This is a genomic window from Burkholderia sp. AU39826 (assembly GCF_020419965.1).
Lineage (GTDB): Bacteria > Pseudomonadota > Gammaproteobacteria > Burkholderiales > Burkholderiaceae > Burkholderia > Burkholderia semiarida.
The window spans coordinates 541,259-559,335 of the sequence record NZ_JAIZQG010000002.1; the positions used below are offsets into that span (position 1 = coordinate 541,259).

Annotated in this window: 21 protein-coding genes; 7 read left to right on the plus strand and 14 right to left on the minus strand. The window is 60.5% G+C overall.

The window, feature by feature from the left end:
• Window positions 1-10: 10 nt before the first annotated feature.
• From LGM42_RS07355 to LGM42_RS07410, 12 genes are all read right to left on the minus strand, one after another.
• The gene (locus LGM42_RS07355; protein WP_226231898.1) at window positions 11-1,078 is read right to left on the minus strand and encodes a head maturation protease, ClpP-related; all 1,068 of its coding nucleotides are present in this window, start codon (window positions 1,076-1,078) and stop codon (window positions 11-13) included.
• Window positions 1,075-2,568, minus strand: coding sequence for a phage portal protein (locus LGM42_RS07360; RefSeq protein WP_226231899.1), 1,494 nt, complete (start codon window positions 2,566-2,568; stop codon window positions 1,075-1,077). The genes LGM42_RS07355 and LGM42_RS07360 overlap by 4 nt, the downstream gene beginning before the upstream one ends.
• Complete coding sequence (locus tag LGM42_RS07365) at window positions 2,565-2,771, minus strand: phage head-tail joining protein (RefSeq protein WP_059609091.1); 207 nt, start codon at window positions 2,769-2,771, stop codon at window positions 2,565-2,567. The genes LGM42_RS07360 and LGM42_RS07365 overlap by 4 nt, the downstream gene beginning before the upstream one ends.
• Window positions 2,772-2,784: 13 nt before the next feature.
• A complete protein-coding gene (locus LGM42_RS07370) occupies window positions 2,785-4,770 on the minus strand; it encodes a phage terminase large subunit family protein (RefSeq protein WP_226231900.1) in 1,986 nt (661 codons plus the stop codon).
• Between the two features lies 1 nt (window position 4,771).
• Window positions 4,772-5,302, minus strand: a complete 531-nt coding sequence (locus tag LGM42_RS07375; protein WP_226231901.1) for a MarR family transcriptional regulator — start codon at window positions 5,300-5,302, stop codon at window positions 4,772-4,774.
• A gap of 90 nt (window positions 5,303-5,392) precedes the next feature.
• A complete protein-coding gene (locus LGM42_RS07380; protein WP_226231902.1) occupies window positions 5,393-5,587 on the minus strand; it encodes a hypothetical protein in 195 nt (64 codons plus the stop codon).
• Between the two features lie 65 nt (window positions 5,588-5,652).
• Window positions 5,653-6,423, minus strand: coding sequence for a hypothetical protein (locus tag LGM42_RS07385; RefSeq protein ID WP_226231903.1), 771 nt, complete (start codon window positions 6,421-6,423; stop codon window positions 5,653-5,655).
• 582 nt (window positions 6,424-7,005) lie between these two features.
• Window positions 7,006-7,593, minus strand: coding sequence for a hypothetical protein (locus tag LGM42_RS07390; RefSeq protein ID WP_226231904.1), 588 nt, complete (start codon window positions 7,591-7,593; stop codon window positions 7,006-7,008).
• Window positions 7,594-7,813: 220 nt separating this feature from the next.
• Window positions 7,814-10,321, minus strand: a complete 2,508-nt coding sequence (locus LGM42_RS07395) for a VapE domain-containing protein (RefSeq protein ID WP_226231905.1) — start codon at window positions 10,319-10,321, stop codon at window positions 7,814-7,816.
• A 260-nt stretch (window positions 10,322-10,581) separates the two neighbouring features.
• The gene (locus tag LGM42_RS07400; RefSeq protein ID WP_226231906.1) at window positions 10,582-10,965 is read right to left on the minus strand and encodes a hypothetical protein; all 384 of its coding nucleotides are present in this window, start codon (window positions 10,963-10,965) and stop codon (window positions 10,582-10,584) included.
• Window positions 10,952-11,497 carry a hypothetical protein gene (locus LGM42_RS07405; RefSeq protein WP_226232042.1) on the minus strand — a complete coding sequence of 182 codons (546 nt, stop codon included), beginning with the start codon at window positions 11,495-11,497 and terminating at the stop codon, window positions 10,952-10,954. The genes LGM42_RS07400 and LGM42_RS07405 overlap by 14 nt, the downstream gene beginning before the upstream one ends.
• Window positions 11,498-11,587: 90 nt before the next feature.
• Window positions 11,588-11,815 (minus strand): hypothetical protein, encoded by a 228-nt coding sequence (locus tag LGM42_RS07410; protein WP_226231907.1) that lies wholly within the window; start codon window positions 11,813-11,815, stop codon window positions 11,588-11,590.
• Window positions 11,816-11,885: 70 nt separating this feature from the next.
• On the opposite strand from LGM42_RS07410, the gene LGM42_RS07415 reads away from it, so the two are divergent.
• From LGM42_RS07415 to LGM42_RS33320, 6 genes are all read left to right on the plus strand, one after another.
• Window positions 11,886-12,314, plus strand: coding sequence for a transcriptional regulator (locus LGM42_RS07415; RefSeq protein ID WP_226231908.1), 429 nt, complete (start codon window positions 11,886-11,888; stop codon window positions 12,312-12,314).
• Window positions 12,315-12,770: 456 nt separating this feature from the next.
• Window positions 12,771-12,989, plus strand: a complete 219-nt coding sequence (locus tag LGM42_RS07420) for a hypothetical protein (protein WP_226231909.1) — start codon at window positions 12,771-12,773, stop codon at window positions 12,987-12,989.
• Window positions 12,990-13,039: 50 nt separating this feature from the next.
• Entirely contained in the window at window positions 13,040-13,402 is a 363-nt protein-coding gene (locus LGM42_RS07425; RefSeq protein WP_226232043.1) for a beta-hexosaminidase, read from the plus strand.
• A complete protein-coding gene (locus LGM42_RS07430) occupies window positions 13,402-14,700 on the plus strand; it encodes a pyridoxal phosphate biosynthetic protein PdxJ (protein ID WP_226231910.1) in 1,299 nt (432 codons plus the stop codon). Before LGM42_RS07425 ends, LGM42_RS07430 begins: the two co-directional genes overlap by 1 nt.
• Entirely contained in the window at window positions 14,697-15,104 is a 408-nt protein-coding gene (locus LGM42_RS07435) for a hypothetical protein (protein ID WP_226231911.1), read from the plus strand. Before LGM42_RS07430 ends, LGM42_RS07435 begins: the two co-directional genes overlap by 4 nt.
• 38 nt (window positions 15,105-15,142) lie before the next feature.
• Window positions 15,143-15,322, plus strand: coding sequence for an AlpA family phage regulatory protein (locus LGM42_RS33320; protein ID WP_226232044.1), 180 nt, complete (start codon window positions 15,143-15,145; stop codon window positions 15,320-15,322).
• A gap of 191 nt (window positions 15,323-15,513) precedes the next feature.
• Here LGM42_RS33320 and LGM42_RS07445 read toward each other — a convergent pair whose 3' ends face one another.
• Together LGM42_RS07445 and LGM42_RS07450 are read right to left on the minus strand one after the other, a co-directional pair.
• Window positions 15,514-16,419 carry a hypothetical protein gene (locus tag LGM42_RS07445; protein WP_226231912.1) on the minus strand — a complete coding sequence of 302 codons (906 nt, stop codon included), beginning with the start codon at window positions 16,417-16,419 and terminating at the stop codon, window positions 15,514-15,516.
• Window positions 16,420-17,127: 708 nt separating this feature from the next.
• Window positions 17,128-17,742 carry a serine protease gene (locus LGM42_RS07450; RefSeq protein WP_226231913.1) on the minus strand — a complete coding sequence of 205 codons (615 nt, stop codon included), beginning with the start codon at window positions 17,740-17,742 and terminating at the stop codon, window positions 17,128-17,130.
• Between the two features lie 68 nt (window positions 17,743-17,810).
• Between LGM42_RS07450 and LGM42_RS07455 the strand changes: the two genes are divergently transcribed.
• Window positions 17,811-18,053: a hypothetical protein gene (locus LGM42_RS07455; protein WP_226231914.1), complete on the plus strand. Its 243-nt coding sequence runs from the start codon at window positions 17,811-17,813 to the stop codon at window positions 18,051-18,053.
• Window positions 18,054-18,077 lie beyond the last annotated feature (24 nt).

Here is an 18,077-nt window from a genome sequence, read left to right on the forward strand (position 1 = left end):
TACGTCAAAGTTACTTGCCGCTCTTGCGAGCCGCGTAGATGGACGCCGCACGCGGCGCATTCGCGACCACGGGCGCGTCTTGCGGCGCAACCGGGGCAGCACGATGGTTGATCGGCTTCTGCGAGGCCGTCATGCGCTCGAACAGCCGCGCGCGCACCTGATCGGGCGACAGGCCGTCCGAGACAAAGCCGGCCGTCAGCTCGGTCAGGCTCGCGGCCAGACAGATACCGGCGATGTCCTGCGCGTTGCGGATCGCGGCGTCGACGGTCGCGAGATCCCGCAGGCCGGTCGCCAGCACGATGCCTTCGGCGCAGTGCTCGATGCGCGCTTCGCGGCACGCGCTGTACACGTGAGCAGCGAGAACCGACACGTCCGGGCCGGGCGCAGGTGTGGGCGTCGGCAGCGGATGAGGCGTCGGGTCGGGCGTTACCTCGCCATCGTCCTCCAGCACGGCGCGGATTTCGGCCGGCACTGCCGCATAGCGTGCCGCGAGCCGTGCCGCGCCCGCATACGCGTCGATCCGGATCGGATCGACAATCGCATCGCAGAAACCTTGCTCCTTCGCTTGCGCGGCCGTGAGCCAGGTCTCGGCATCCATAATCGCGCGGACCTCCTCTGCGGTTCGGCCGCTGCGCTCGACATAGGCCGCCAACATGCTGTCAGACGTGCTGTCCAGCAGATCGGCGAGCTTGCGCAGATGCCCCGCTTCGCCGGCCGCGACCGTGTTCGGGTTGTGAATCATCAGCCTCGCGTTCGATGGCATCTCGATCGTGTCGCATGCCATCAGGATCAGTGACGCGGCCGACGCTGCAACACCGTCGACGCGCCCGGTCACCTTGCCGCTGTGCCGACGCAGCGCGTTGTAGATCGCGAACGCATCGAACACGTCGCCGCCCATCGAGTTGATCGCGACGACGATCGACGTCGCTGTCGACGCCACTTCGTCCAGCTTCGTCGCAAACAGCTCCGCGTCCGTCCCCCAAAACCCGATGTCGCCGTAAATCCGGATCTCGACCTCGTTCCCGCCCGCCGCATTCGCTTGCGCACGGATGTCCCACCACCGCTTTTTCCCTTTCATTCGCCCTCCCCATCTGAAAGATCGCCCGCCCCGTCGACCGGTTCGAGCGTGTCATATCGAATCCCGAGCCGGCGCTCACGCGCGAGATCGTCCGCGTTCTCCTGATCGACCTGCTCTGGATCGTCGCCACGCGAGAGCACTGCGCCTGTCCGGCTCGCGAGACCGGACCGGATCTCCATCCGCTTCGCCGTGACGTCCTGCACCGGATGGATATACGGCCACCCTTGCGGCACCCACCGCACCCGCAGATAGTCGCGACGGCGTCGGTAGTAGTCCGCCATCGGCATCGCGCCTGACAGTGCGCAGGCATCGACCCACCAGCGCCAGACCCTCCGGCAAAACTGATGAATGAACACGTTCCACTGGATCTGCTCGATCGACCGGCGGAACTCGTTCAAGATCACGCGCAGCACGCGATCGCTGACGTCGCGCAGATCGCCCGTCATGACTTCGTACGGCATGCCGACCGATGCCGCAGCGGCCATCAGTTGCTGCCGCATGAACGGACCGTAGTCAGTTCCCGCGCCCGGCGGCTCCGCAAATTTCACGTCCTCGCCGGGGGCCAGTTCCTGCATGCTCCCCGGTTCGAGCGATACGACCGGCGAAAAGCCGTCGACGTCGTACTGCATTTCGCCGCCGGTCACCGGATCGCCCATGAGGCCCGGCTCGGCGGGTGGCTTCGTGACAAAGCCGGCAAAGAGGTTGCTGACCTCTTGCCGGAACAGCACCGCGTCATCGAAGTTGTCCAACGACTTGAGCCGAAGCAGCACGGTCGACAGTTCGGGAACGCCGCGCACCTGGCCGGGGCGCAGCGCGAGGAACACGTGCGCGATCTCGTCGGCCGGCACGCGAACGGTCTGTGTGTTGGCCGTCGATGCACGCCCGTACTCGCCGGGATGACGCTGCAGCAGGTGATACGCAACGCGTCGACCGTCCGCATTGAACTCGACTCCGTTGACGATCTCGCCACCACCCGGCACGGTCTCGTTCTTCTCCATCGGCAGCAGATCGCCTTCGAGAAGCCGGATTTGCATCGGGACCGCCAAGCCCTCGCTCGGGCTGCGAAACTGGCGTCGTACCAGCACCTCGCCGTCACTGAAAAACGCCCGAGCGGCAAGCGTCTGCACGCCTGCCATGTCGAACAGATCGTCCGCGTCGATCTCCTCGCAGCTATCCTCCCAAAGTTGCTTTTGCATCTTGCGCACTGCGTCGTTCGGATGCTGCGGGTGCGCTTGAATGCCGTTGCCGATCGTGTTCGATACGAGCCGGGCGATCGCCGTTTTCGCCCACGGATCGTTGCGGATCGCGTCGCGAGCGCGCGAGCGCAGCAGCGGCAGGTTTTGCGCCGCCGCCGCATTCGGTCCCGCGCTCGACGCACGCCACGACTTCGCCCGCGCGCCCGTCGTGCTCGCCGACTCGTATGCCGCCGCCTTCAGCCGCGTCGGCACCACGAATCCGCGCCGCGCGAGTGACGGAAAGCCCCCCTTCATCGCACCCCCTTGCCGGCGTGACGAAGCCGGACGATCGACGAACGTCCGGCCGCGCCGTTCAGGTCGCGAATGATCTCGGTGCGTGCCTCGCGCAGCTCGCCGATCGAGCGATATTTCACGCGCCGGTCGGCATACTGGACTTCCAGCTCGCCCTTCGCGATTGCAGACTGGATGTTCTGTAGATCCTGCTTTGTGTATGCCATGCCATTCCCTCGTTTAGCGCCGCTTCAGGTACGTCGAGCGACCAACACGACGCCCCTGAATGCGCGAAACCCCGCTCGGGGGCGGGGTTTCGGTGGGTTTTGCTACCTGCGGCGGCGGCCGCGGCGTCTCGATAATCTCGGTCACGTCCGGCGGATCGGGCGGCACCTCGGCCGGCAGCGCCGCAGGCAATGCCTCCAGCACCGGGACCGCATCGAACAGCGAGACCTGCGATGCACGATGCTGCTCGACCTGCCAGTGCGCCTCGGTCATCAGGTGCACTTTTACGCTACGCGACGCGTGCAGCGCGTACGCTTCGCAGTCCAGCGCCTCGTTGCGCGGGCTGATCTTCTTCCACACGCGCTTACCGCCACGCGGCCCCGGCACCTTGACCTCCGCCGTGAGTTGCGACAGGTAGTCGCTACGCACACCGCTATACCAGTGCATGCGGCCCGGCCCGTCGCCTTCGAGCTTCAGTCGGTTTTCGAGGATCAGATCCTTCGCGCGGCTCACGCCAACCATATACGGGCGCAGCCCGTACTTCGCCGCCTTGCTGTTGTTGCGCGTCGAGTCGATCGGCGCCTTCGGTACGCTGAAGATCTCCGCGTCAACGTTGCTGCTGCCCTTGACGGCCATGACGTTGTAACCAGCCTTGTGCGCCGCGCGCACATACTTGTATACGGCGTCCGACGTCGCGCCGTCCGACGAGTCGATCGACGTTGCACGTACACGCAGCAGCCAGCCGTTCTCATGCCGGTATGCGTGCGACAGTAGCATCGTCAACGCGCCCCATACGCCGCCTGTCATCGGGTCTTGCTGCTGCTCCGTCACATTGCCGAAGATCTCGCCCCACAAGACGAGCCAGCTTTCCTCGCCGCGTCCCCATGCACGCACGACGATCGCCAGCCGGTCGTGTTGCACGTCGACGCCGAGCGTCAACACCAGACCTCCGAGCGGCACCGTCAGCTCCGCGTATGGCAGCGCACGTTGCGCGAGCACGTCCAGCTCGGGCAGATCGGTCTTGTACTTGTACGCCCGGCCCTGCGAGTTGTTCACGAACGAACGCATCTTCGTATCGTCGCCCTCGCGCAGCGCCTTGTCGGCCGTCAGCCACTTCTTGACCAGCTCGGCCATGTTCGAGCCGGGGAACGGCGACACCAGCTCGTTGATGCGGAAGCCGGCAACGCCGTGAAACGGTGCCGTCGCAACCCATCGCCCGCGACGGACCGCGCGAATACGCGTCGCGTCGTCCCACAACGAGCCGCAATGCGGGCAGGTGTAACGCGCCGTCTCCGGTTGTGCGCGGCCGTAGACCTCATGTACGACTTCGGCGCCCTCGCTCCACGTGACGTTTTCCCACGCCAGCTCATGCTCCTCGCCGCAATCAGGGCACGGCACCAGATACACGCGCTGATCCGATGCCGCGTAAGCCTCCTGGATGCGCGACAGGCCGTCGACGGTCGGCGTGCCGCCCAAGATCATCTTTCGTCGCCGGGCCGAATAGCTCTTGTTCCGTTCCTCCAGCAGCGTGATCGAATCGCCCTGCTCGCGCACGTTCGTATTCGCATCGTCCGGCTCCTCGACCGCAACGACCGGGGCCGGCGTCGACTTCACTTCGTCCGGCGCGTTCGACGTGATGAACTTCAGGAAGCCGCGCGCGAACGTCTTGTGATCCCACAAGTTGTTTTTGTCACGGGCCGCGTGGACCGGCAACTTCGCCGACAGGCGAGGCGTTACCTCGACCATTGGCTCGAACTTCTCCAGGTTGAACTTCTTCGCCGTCTTCTCTTTCGGGAACATGACGATCATCGGGCACGGGTCAACGTCGATCCGCTTGCCGATGTAGTTCAGCAGCACGCCATCCGTCCACGCGACCTGCGCCGACTTCATGCACACGATCTTCTGCACGGACGGGTCGTCCAGCGCTTCGTGCATGCCGAACACCCACGGCGTGATGTTCGGGTTATACCGGCCGGGGCTGGCCGATCCCTTCGCGCTCAACCTACGATGTTTGCGCGCCCAATCCGTCGTCCCAATCCGCTCCGGCGGACGCAGCATCTTCGCGATTCGGCGAATCACCGCGTGGACTGTCTGGGTCGTATTCAGAAAGCTGCTCAAGGCATCCATATATGTGCTCGTTCAACCATTCGACGTCCACCTCGACGCCGTATAGCGTGCGCAGCTCCTGCACCAACTTGTCGGACAGCGACAGCAGCTCCGTTTGAAATGCGCCGACCATCAAGCCGTACGCCTGTTCGAGCTGCGCCGCATTGACGAGCTGGCCCTTCTTCTCGGCCAGCGTCAGCAGCTTGATCTCGCGATCGACGATCTCGGTCTTCGCCCGTTCGGCGACAAGATCGATGCCCGTACCACTGGACCGGCCGGCCGCGATCTCGCGCAAATGCCGGATGTACGCGACGCGGATCTCGTCGATCGACGCCACGCGGTAATCAAGCTGGACCTTGTCGACGAACCGCGAAACAGCCGACTGGTCAAGGTCGAGATGGACAGCGATCTGCTGCTGAGTCGGCATGAATATGACCCCCTATGGAGACTCGCCAGTAGAGAAAAAACGCGGGTGCGAGCCCCCGCGTGTGGCGATGCCCGTGGGGTCCCCGCCTGCTCAAAAAATGGGCAGACCCGCACCAATCGCGACATCGGCGGTCGTGCTGTCGCCTGCTCGGTCCATCGCCCACACGACACGGTCCATCGCGTCGTCAAACACGAAGCACCGCGCGGTAACGCGCCCCATGCTTCGATCTTCATCCCACGTCGACCAGACCTCGCTCGGCCCGGCGCCCGTCGATTCGATTCGCATTTCAGCGCCCCAATGCAAAAAGCCCCGAGGGCTCTCACGCTCGGGGCATCCGTTTTGACATACGCTTAAATTAGCTTCTTAGCAACTTCCAACGGCTTCGTGGCTGCTGCTGCGGGCTTTACTGCCAGTAGTTGAGGATCAAGCTTTGTGCTCGGGTCGCCGATTTTGGATTGAATTACTGCAATTGATTCAAGCGTCTTTTGAATGCTGCTTTCGTCGATTGCGGTATTACTCAAAATTGGCCCCGAACCTCCCGGCACTCTGATGCCAATTGAATCGACGGTCATTGTGCCGGTGATTTGATTACTACTCGCAGCAATTCCCAAAGCGAGCAAACTACCAAGATTGACATTTGCTTTGGTGGTAACCACATCTGCCGTGAGCCTAAGCCCGACACCGACACGACCTTGCCCGATAAGATTGCCTTGATCGTCAGTTACCGTCTGCCCAACGTACTCACAATAATCCATTACAACGCGATACGAGCCGGCCGAACCCGTAACTTTCGAAACCAAGTACGTTAAATTACCGGCCGCATCAAATTTCCCCACGGTGATTTCTGCGCGATTGTTCGAAAGAATATTACGTATTTCGACGTTCGACAGTTGCACCCATGCTTTTGTAACCTCCTTTCCGGTCTTTGCATCAAAGTAGGTTATCTTCGGCGATGGCAGCGGATCTTGGGGAATAAAGTCACTATATCCGGTCGGCCCCTTTATTTCTATAAGTCTAGGATCAACCACAGTTGTAGCTGTACAAGCCACCAATCCGGACAACATGCCCAGTATCAACGTCCGTTTGGCGACCAACAACAAGCGGGAATTTGATTTAATCATTCTTTGCCCCTAGCGTCTTAGTCTTATGCGGCGATGCCGACCTTCGCCCTGCATCAACACTTTGGAAAGCGCTAACCCGAGTCACTACGGCACAGCTACAGACGGCGTCGCACAATGCTGACAATCCATAACAGTGTTATGTCTCGATGGCAATCTCCGTGACACGCGGCAAGGTATAGAGGCATTGGCGATGCAACCGGCCAATGGCAAGGGATGAGCTTTCCCTGTCGCTCACACCCTCATCAACAATACAAAAGCGCTACGACGATTACAAGTGTTACTGCATGCACGTACCCGCCACGATTTGGGTGAATTGCGCACAATATACGGAAAAACCCGAACGAACTAACCTTCCGCGCAGAATCTCGGCGCGAGAAAACACAAGCCCCGAGGGCTTTCGCACTCAGGGCTTCAGAATTCATCTCGTAGGGACGAGCGCCCCCACACGACCTAACGGGCTCCACTATGTGTTCTTATGTCCCGAGAGGTTTGCACGACTAACGCGCGGTGCCAGCGAATATCCAGTGATGCAGTAAAGGATGTTCGAAGTTTACGCGATTTACTCTTGGAATGAAAGATGTTTCATCCTCGCAATTGTCGGCGCATTGTGTCGGATACCGATCCATTCACGCGGTCGAGCAACGCATGCATGTCATGAAAGCGACGCGACCAGTGGCGGCGGTATTCATCGAGTGGGACGCCAATCACCTGCGCACGCGCAGGTTCGTCGATCGGGCGCTTGCCCGAGCCTGCGCAATCCGGGCAAATGTAGCGACCGTCTCGCCGCACGATGCCGCGCCCTTCGCATCGCGCGCACTGATCGTTGATCCACTCGTCAAGCAAACGCAACGCGAAGCGCTCAACGATATCGGCCTTTGCACGCTCGACTTCATGTCCTGCACGCTGGTCGCGACGCTCGTCGCGCTTCAGGCCGGTGAACCGACTGCGCTTAAAACGGCCCGACAAGCGGATCATCTGCGCAAACAGCAACGTCGCCTTGCGGATCGTCTCTGGCTTCGTCTCTTGCCCTGCCTTGATCCGAACCAGCAAGCGACCGAGATCGTTCGCAAAGGCGAGTGCGCCCAAAGTAACTTTAGGATCGGCAATTGGGTCGGTAAACTGACCACGAACGCTCATTGCCACACCTGCCCGCTCCATCAAATCAATCACAACTCTCTCCTATTCGTCCTAATGTCCCAATGTCCCAAGGGAAAAGGCTTGCAGGGGTGCGCGCCCGCGACATGCGACATGCGCCGCTCACGTCGCGCATGTCGCGCCCCTGCACCCGCGCCCGAGACCGCGCCTTGGGACGTTGGGACATGGGACGTCCACAGCGCGCCAAGACGGGGCAAGTGGCGCGCCTGCCGTGCAGGCACAGCGCGCCACGCAATCACAGCGGACTGTCGTCATCACCCGCCGCAACCAGTTCGCGCTCCGCTTCCGGCTGTTGTTCTTCCTTCACGTAGTACCAACCGCGCGATCCGGTCGACTCGCGCTTGCGCACCCACCCGAGAGACTTCAACGCCTTGCCGATGCGGCGCTGCTCGGCCAGCGTCCACTTCGACGTGTCGAGCTTCAGAATGTCCGCGAGGATCTCTTCCATCGTCGTGCGCGACACGAATTCCAGGGCCTTGGCGATCTTGTCCTCGTACACGTCGCCTTCGTATCGTTCCGCCTGCTCGATCTCGAACAGCGGGCGCTCATGCTCTTCTACGTGCCACACGACGCCCGAGCGATACAGGTGCACGGCTTCCGCCCAGAGCTGATCGCGAACGGCCACAATGCCGTCGATATCGACCAGCCCGCCGACACGCAGCGGCCAGTAACGCCGGTTGCCCGATTCGTCTTTCAGGTACGTGTCGAAGTTGACCGAGCCGGCGAACACGCACTGACGCGGGACGTCGGTCGCCCGCTTGCCGTAGAAGTTGCGGAACCGGTCGACGGCCGTCGCGAAGAAGCTCTTCACCGCCGACGAGTCGGCCTTGTTCAACGAGTCCAGCTCGGCCAGCTCGATCACCCACTTCCCCGCCAGCACCGCGTACGTGTCCTTGTTGCCGATCTGGATCGGCGTATCGGTGAACCACGGTGCGCCGGCCAGCACCTTCAGCGCCGTCGATTTGCGGTGTCCTTGCTTGCCTTCGAGGATCAGGACGTTGTCGACCTTGCAGCCCGGCTCCATCACGCGCGCAACGGCGGCGATCATCCACTTCATGAACGCGAGCCGCACGTATTCGCTGTCGGCCACACGCAGGTATGTCGACGGCATCGTGCGCACACGCGGCACGCCGTCCCATTTCAAACCTTCGAGGTATTCGCGCACGTCGTGGAAGTGGGTCGCATCCGCCACCAGCAGAACCGCGTTCATCACGACATCAGTGCGCGTATCGAGGCCATACCGTTTGGACAACCAGAGAACGGTCCGCTGGTCGTCCATGTCGGTCCATTCGCCCGTCACACCCTGCGGGAACGGCGGTGCTTTGCGCTTCATCACGCGACCACCGAAGTCGTCCTGCTCGATCACACCCTGCCACGCCTTGTGGTTCGACAGGATCAGGTGCACGTTACCGAGCGTCGGCAGCAGCCGGCCCTTGTCCGATCGCGCCAGATCCTGCTCCCACGTGTGCGCGCCGCTCTCTGCCTCGCGGCCATCCCATTCCGGCTGTTTCGCGGCAGCGGACGTCGCGGTGGGTTTCGTCGGCGCGGCGTCCGCGGTCGAGACGGCAACCGACGCCGGCCGGATCTCTTCGTTCGCTGGCGCGATGACGCGCAAGATTGCCGCCTGCACCTGCGCCTGGACGGCGCCGATGCCCTCCTCGACGTGCAGGTCGTTGAAATCGGTCAGCTTGCGCTCGCCGCGCTTGGCGAATGCCGGATAGACGACGCTGACGTCGGCGACCGTCGCTGCCGCCTCGTACGCACGCTTCAGGCCCGTGTTTTCGAAACGCTTGCGGCGAAGCGGCATCACGTCGTTGCCATAGCTCACTTCGACGTACGGCACGCCGTTGTCGTCACGACGACGAGCTGCGGCGACCATGTACCACGTGTTCTTCGCCTCGATCCGCACCGGTTCGGCACCAAACACTAGTTCACCCCGGAAAGCAAACTCATCGGCGAGCCAGTCGCGCATGCGCTGCTCGATCTTCCAGTCGTCGTCGGCGCAGACCAGTACATGCACATCCGGATACGTCGCACGCAGGTAACGCACGGCCGGGAGGATGCCACCCGCGTCGAAGCAGACGTTGACCGCGAATGCCTCGTCGATCGCCATCCGGATCGAGCGCGCGGTCGCGTAGCCTTCGGCGATCAGCACGATCTGGTCGTCTGCGCCTACTTCGCCGAGCAGATACGACGCGCCCTTCTTTTCCATGCCTTTGTTGAAACGTTTCGCGCCGTCCGGGGTGATCTTTTGCAGGCCGACGAGCCGAGCATCCTCGCCGTACTGATACATCGGCACGAAGATCGTGCCGTCCGCGTCGAAACGCACGCCTTCGGCCGTGATGCGCTTGCGTTCAAGATAGGTGGACCCGCCATGCTCTGCCGCACGGTTCCACTGATCGTGCGCGCGGTTCGCGGCGAGCTTCGCCTGACGCGCATCACGCTCGGCCTGCTCACGGTCGGCGGCTTCCTGCCGGCGACGCGTCTCCGCGAGCACTTCCTCGCTCATCGGTGCGCCGCTCCACTCGAATCGCTCGGTGCCCGGATCGTCACCCGAAAAATGGCCGAACGTGCCGCCGTAGCCGATGACTGCGCCCTTGCTGATGACCTCGCGAAGCTGATACCAGTATTTCTTGCGCGGCCCGTACCGGTGATGTTTGCCGTCCGCGACGGGATGTCCGGCGGGCAGGTCGGGATGACCCGCCGCACGCAACTGCTGAATGATCTGGTCCAGTGTCGCCATACAAATATTCCCTCGATGAAAGTTACTTTGGCCGCATGTAGCGGCCAGATCACAATTCGTTGAATGGTTTCCTGCTAACCCGCACGGCGAGCGGTCTCCAGCTCAACTAGGCGGCGGTCGCGCTCGACCTTGTGAGAAAAACTTCGCCATGCGGCCCGCCCGGCCGCATAGCACTGCCGGCCGCTCGGCGAGCGGCTGTACTGCGACGCGCCACGTCGCAACGCGCTGCTGATTCCGTTCACGTTCACGTATGTCTCCGGTTATTTGCCGCGTAGTCGACGCCATTCCGCCGACATGAGATCGTCGAACGCGGCAAGGTCAAGCGCGCAGAGACGATCGGCAAGCTGGTCGCGGAACGCGTGGCGTTCCGCCTTGGTCGCGAGCGCGGCGCATGCGCGCGCAGCTCGCTCGATGAACAAACGCACGCGCCCCGCTGCGTTCGCTTCCGCGAGAATCGGAGCAAGGCGGTCGGGGAACGTGGCGATCAGTTCGGACAGCAATCGCCCCGCTTCGGCGGGGGCATACTCGAATCGGGATGCGAGCGTCGTGACAGCGCACGCCAATTGCTGCTCAGGCGAGCAACTGAGGCCGATGTGTTCGCGGTCCGGCCGGCAGCACCCCATGCCGGGCTTAAACCGTTTCATGACGACGGCGACGACGTGCGGCAAGGTTGCGAGCAGCGTGGATCAGGCGCTGGAACAGACGCTGCCCCTTGCGGCCGGTCGCGATGATCTGCTCCGCGCGGCCGTCGTCGATGCGCTGCTCCCCAAGAACACGCGTCACGTCGTCTGCGACGCGGCCAACGTGAGCCTGAAGGTGCAAAGCGGTCGAGACCAGATGCACGTCCACGCCCGGCCCGGTGTCGTCATCAGCGCCATGCTCGTCGACGTATTCGGCAACCAGCCCGAAACGCGCATTCAGCGCATGGAGCGCATCAAGCGCGTGCGCCTTTGCCTCGGTCTTTTCCTGCATCCATTCGATCAGCAACTCGAACATTTCCATCGACAAGCGACTGTCGCCAACACCACGCAGGCGAAGGCGTAGCGATTCCGGCGTGATGTTCTTACCGCGCCGGATCGTGAGGTGGTTCGCCGCGTCGGCGACACCGCCGGGCGTGTTGCGAACGGACGTATAGAGCACGTCCAGCCATTCGGTACTGTCGTATCGGCAGGTCATAGCAGGAGATTGGTAGAGAGTGACTTTCATCCTGTCGCGCGCACACAGCCGCAACTAAGATTCAGCTCACGAGGCGCGTAACTACGGTTGTCACGCGTCGATGGCGGGTGACAACGAGTTGTCGTGTGCGTCTAGAGAAGCAAACAGGTCAGGACGCGCGAGCTTCAAGAAAAGCAGACGCGCTCGCGGAATGCCGTTCCGACGCCATTCGGATACGGACGGCATCCGAACTTCGCACAGTTGGGCAGTCGCGGCCGTTCCGCCGAATGCATCGATCACGGCACACGCGTACGGGTCTCGATTCAGCAGCGTATTCATGCCGCCATGTTAGGCGCTCCTTACACGAAAAGCAAGGCATTCCTTGCGCCCATTCAGTTAGGCTTTCCTAATGACGACACTAGCCGAACGCCTGGAACAGGCAATGAAGTTGCCGCCTGAGAAAAAGGCTGCAGATTTGGCGCGAGCGTGCCGAGTGCGAGCGCCCTCGGTCAGCGACTGGTTAAGCGGGAAAACAAAAAAGATGGAGGGCGCGAACTTGCTGCTCGCGGCCGAATTCCTGAACGTTGACCCATGGTGGCTCGCCACAGGCGAAGGTCAAATGGTGCGCCGAGCCAATGCGCCCGCCCCACAGAGACAGGAGACGCTCGGCACGCATGCTCGGGCGCTAGTTGACGCACTCGCCAAGGCAGACAAGCTTGGATTGCCGTCGGCAGCATTTATCGCGCTGCTGGAAACCCTTAAGGTGTTTGAAGATCTACGCGGACAGCAGTCTGGTGACCTTCTCGATCTGAATGCGCCTGACCCGCAAGAGGGGTAAGGTTCCAGTCGAATACAGCGGCTCTGTGGTGCGTTCCGACGCACCCCGAACGTATCCCGCGCCCTCTGATCGGGCCACCAAGGATCTCAACATCCCAATCGAAGTCATCGCTGCCATGCGGGCCGATGATCCGTACCAGCATGCCGATACGCGACTGGTTTCGGCATCGGCTGACGATCGCCACATCGCCCGGTTTGCAGCGCAATTCCCCTGTTGACATATCCCCGCAACAACCTCCCCTCGGCAATATTTTCGCTTAACCACTGTATAAACATACAGTATTTAGTCGGAAGAATACAACACCTTTCAGCAAGGTCCAGCGCATTCTGCCGGGCCCACTTGCGGGCAAAGCACAACGATACGGGAAAATAGTTAGGCATTCCTATTGCACATCGACAAAGGAATGCCTAATATTCGGCTTCATCGCTGCCGCTCGCGCAGCCTTCGGAGAAGCCCATGAAAATGCTCGACCATCAGTCCGCCGACCGCCACGAATGGCTTCGTGAGGAAAGCACGCCTCGCATCACGCCGTCCGAACCCGCCCGCCAAAGCAACTTTGAAAAATCGAAGATCTTCCGCTGGACGGTCGTCGCCGCCCTGCTGTTTGTGGTCGTGAATGTGTTCCAGGACGATCCGGTAGTCGCTCCGACGACCGCTTATCACGTCAGCGTTTAAGCCGCCCCAATCTTGCCGGGGCGCACGCCCCCGGCGTCATGGAGACCACCATGCCGCGAGTCAAAGCCCGAACTCTCCCCCTCGTCGACGTCGAGCGTCGCGACACTCTCTCACTTCGCACCATCACGCGTTACGACCGGAACGCACGTCGTCCTTCGACACCGATCCTGATCGGCAAGTACGTTGTCGGACGCCGCCCGTTGGTGGACAGCGTACATACGGAGTATTTGATCCTCGACGGCAACGAGATTGCTGCCAAGCAGATATCAATTCCGAGCGAAGGCGACTGCGCGGACGCAATCAAGCGCCTGCGCGACGCCAAGCGTGCAGCGGGGGTCCAGGCGTCGAACGCGATCGATAAAGCGAAGAAACCTGCCAAGAAGCGGACGGCGGCAACGCAGGAGGTTGCGTAATGGACGACCGTACGCAACAGCTAGACCTCGCCGCTCCGATTCAGACCGGCAACACGAAAGCAGCGGCAGCCGCTGCCGGTGCGACGTCCGCCGATTTGTGGATGACGCCATACGAAGCGCTGCGGTACGACCCGCGCGACAACGTCCGTCCGGTCGATCCGCAGTGGGTCAAGGAATTGACCGCCCTGATGATGCAGAACGGGTACGACAAGGGTTCTCCGCTGCACTGCTATGCGCGCAAGGTCGACGGGAAGGATTACTTCTACGTATTCAAAGGACAGCACCGCTACCTCGCGGCAGGCGCAGCAATCAAGGCCGGGAAAGATCTCGGAAGGATTCCTATTGTCGTGCTGGATTCCCGCGAAGTGAAGCGGCCGAAGATGGTGATCGACGGCTACTTGAGCAACGTCTCGAAGACTTCCACACCGCTCGATCTCGCCACGACGATAGCCGAGTTGCGCGATGTCCATAAAATGGACGTGAAAGCCATTTGCGACCATTTGAACATTTCCGAGCAATCTATTCGAGATGCCGCACTGCTTGAAACGGCACCGGCGGAACTGCACGCGCTCGTACGTGCCGGGTCGATCGCCGGCACCCTCGCGATCGAAGAGATTCGCGCGCACGGCGGCGACAAAGCGCTCGAACGCATCGCCTCGGGACTTGCGAAAGCGAAGGAAACTGGCAAAAGCAAGGTCACGAAGAAACTACTGACCAGTAGCACTTCGACCGGCAAGCCGGACCCGCCCAAAACGACGAAGATCAACGATGCGTGTGCAAAGCAACTTTTGCAGGCATTACAGGCCGTCTTGCATGATCCCGTTTTCGGCAAGCTTTCGCCCGGAACGATTCGAGCCGTCCATACGGCCCTCTCGCCGCTCACTGATCTCCTCGATGCTCCGCAAAAGGCACGGGTCTACCCTGTGACGACACCGGATCAAGACGGTCGCTGCGTCGCGACCGATACGCTTCGCTCGCCCAACAGCAAGCGCACGAAAAAGCCAATCGCCGAAATCTACGTGGCCCAACCGAAAGCAGATCAGTGGATTTGCGCGGCTATGTACAACTTCGGGGACAGCTTCGCATCGACGCCCCTGAAGTTCGGCGCAGGAACCGCGACCTACCCGACGCGAATGCAAGCGGTACAGGAAGGTGCTCGATGGCTTAAAAAAGCTCTTGGCTACGAGAACATCAAGCGCCAGAAAGACCTTCCGTTCGTCCTGCAATGGCTCGATGACATTCTGCAGCTTCCCGATCCCGACTGGACGCCCGATATGGCGGCGGAGGCAGCGCAATGACCCCTCACTCGGCCCCTTCTACCCCACGTCCGCTGCCGCGAAAGCGGGAACACGCGAAAAAGCGCTCGGCTGTCGCACTGGCGAGCGTCAACGGTACTTCGACACAGTCGAACTGCGACAGGCTGACGCCCGCAAAAGCGAACCAGAAGGACGAAGCCTTGGTGGATGCCCGCGAAGGCAGGCTCGCGCGGATTGACTATCTGCGTACCAAGATCCGCTCTCTGATCGCCAACATCTCGCACGCGGCCGACGTCGAACTGCTAGACCTGATGGCCGACGAAATCGGATCATTCGCCCGCCACAACGCGGCGCAGGATGCGCGCACCTGGGCCGCGACCGCTGCGATCACGCTTGAAGCGGGGCTAATGCAACTCGCCCGTGCAACTCAGCCCGTCACCGAATAGCGAGGAACAGAGAATTGAGCACCACGACTGAACGATTGTTGCGACTTCCGACTGTTCTGGACATGGTCGGCTTGGGCAAGACGACGGTCTATGACATGATGAAGGAAGGTAGTTTCCCGAGGCCACGACGAGTTCGCAATCTCTCACTATGGGCGGAGACAGAAGTACAAGCATGGATTCGTTCCATCACATCGCGGGAATCGTCTACCGCCCAATAACGTATCTAAGTCTAGACCTGATCCCTCCGCCAACATCTGATCGGGTCTAGCATTACTTGGATATCCTTATCAAGGGCCGTAATCGACCCAAAACGGATCTTTGTTTTTTCGGAGCGGCCATGCCTCATAAGCGACGAGGTAGGGTCCATGGTGCCTCGGTTTCTAAAAGTAGGTGCCCATCTGTGTTCCGATTACATGGTATTCGCCGCATCAGGCGAAGCGATTAGTCCCAGTTCCACAAAGCCCGCTCGGACTCGACTAGCCGCGACTTCTGAGGATGTATTCAGGATCTCCATCAGGTCGTCATAGGCTTCCTTAGCCCGTCGATCCTTTGTCAGTATTCCGTCGAAATAGGACGCAACGATTCCGTAATCCAGATCGAGTTGATGGTTGAGTTCCTTGGCAGCATCCATCGCTTGAATACCCCCTCCCTGTTTTACCGCGAGAAGCGAGTGCCTGGTAATCGCATAGAGGTACCGCAAGCACATGGGCTTGCATTGAATTAAGGCAGACACCTCGTCAGTGGAGCGCCCTGAGGCGGTCAATAGGCGACGGCAAAATTCTTCAGCGTTCACCTGAACGAGGCTAAGGAAGAACAGTTTGTCAGCATTTGGCTTTCGAATCGCTTTTATAAGAATCGGTTTCATGCCGTCGAGCCAGACCTGCACGAGAGCCAACGCCCGCTGCTTCGCGCCAGAAGCATTGATGTCAGACGCCAAAAGTTCTCTTCTGATTTCACTAAAGTTCTGATCCATCCGAGCCACATTTGGCCCGGAGCGTTTCTCTGCGAGTTCGCTCACCAAGCCGCGCAAAAATTGACGAAAATCGTCAGGAAGAAGCTGGATCGTCGCAATCGGCTTGCCGCTTGCGAACTCTTCATTCATTGCTTCTCCCACCGAAAGGGACATATCGATGCATTCGGTTTTGCCGCCGAATACATTTAATGCCAACCCCATGGTCAATCGCCAATCCTCATGCTTGCTCATCTCGACAAACGCCACATCAGGAAGCACAAAGCGCGCCTGTGGCTCCGTGGATATGAGATTGGCGAGGTCCACAGATTGCAGCATGTTCAAATCAACTACATAGGTCGTCATACCAATTCGTCCGCGTAAAGTTAAGCACGATCGATAAATGTAGCATTTATATGTTTCTTCGAAGTGGCGGGCGCGAGTCGTTCGCCTTCCGGCGGCTGCCCACAACGGGAGGAAACTAGCTGGCAGCCTGTCTTTAGTCGACCGTTAATGTCAGAGCAAGAGCGCCCCACGGTCTGCTTTTGGCAGGTGGCTGGTGATCGCCACCAGCAACAATAGGCCGAAGGGCGACGAATTCAGTCGAACGGCTCAACAGTTACGTCGCGCTGTGCACATCGTTCCAGCGCACAAAAAAGGGGGTATTGGAGGGGGTATCAGACGCGAACATATGAACACAATCTCTTACTGATCAATATATTATGATCGCAAATGTCAACGTAACTTCCACATGACGATATGTCTGATCACTTCGTTCGCTCCTGTTCGTGTTGGTTCGGCGATTGGCCTGTCGTCCTTGGCAGCCGGGCACTTTACACCCTTCCGCCGTTCGCTCACGGTCCCCCTCCTGCCCGGCATCAGGATCCGACAAGCTCGCGCAGGCGACAAGCCTACCAAACTTGCCGATGGCAATGGACGGTATCTTGAGGTCGGCATGTGCGTTGCGACGCTCCGGCGCCTGTCGACTCGGTTCGCGTTCCGGCGCCCCAATGCAAAAGCCCCGAGCGCGCTTGCACCCAGGGCTTTGACAGCGTCACATTCGACCACGCCGAACTAATCCCAAACCAGGTTCTCGAACGGCGTGAACCATCCATACGTTCTTGAGCTGACCACGACTTTCCCGCCGTACACGCCGTAGCAAACGTCCTTGCCATCCACGTTTCCCACCACGGGCGCGCCACTGTCACCCGGTTGGGTCTGCGCATCTCCGTCCAGGTTGAGCAGGACGACGTTCTTGACCTTATCGTTGGTGCCAGGCACCGTGATATCCGCATCCGCCTCGGCAACCGAGCAATTCACGAGACCGGAGAGCGCACCTTGCAACCACAAACGCTGGCCCTTTACGGGACGAACGTTTGAGCCGAACTCCACCGGTTTTTTACCACTGTCCGTCCATATCTCATTGGCCGTTGCCTTGACTCCCGACAACACCGTCACGAGGGCGATATCCTGATTTTCCTCGAGGAAGTTGACGAGCAGATCGCCCACGTGGTTTGCGTCATCGGGCTGCCCCACCTTCACATCCTTCTTTCCGAACACATGGCCCGCCGTCGCAAAGCACGTGCCGCCGTCATATTCCACGACCAGACCTAAAGTGCCGATCTTGCTGGGGGTCACGATTTTGATCCCGCCGACCAAAGGACGAACTTTGAGATTGTTTGCAGGCATCACGGGCTCCGCTAACGGTTGAAAAAAGCGATTGATCATTGCCGGATGACTATCAAGAACGTTGAAACATGACGCTTGTGAACCTTGGACTGTCTAGCGATCAATCGACGATCCCTCGCCGTGCGGCACAGGCGCAGGAACACGGTTTGCTCGGCCTCGCGCGTGCCGCGATTTGCATGTCGGCCTGTCTCGACACTGCCCGACACAACGCGGCGATTCATTTCCTGTTGGGCATCAATGCCCGGCCCGGCATCGTATCTCCGGTCGTTTTGTCACCGCATATCCGGAGTACGTTAATTCGAATCCATTGAATCGCACATTTTACCGGAGCGACT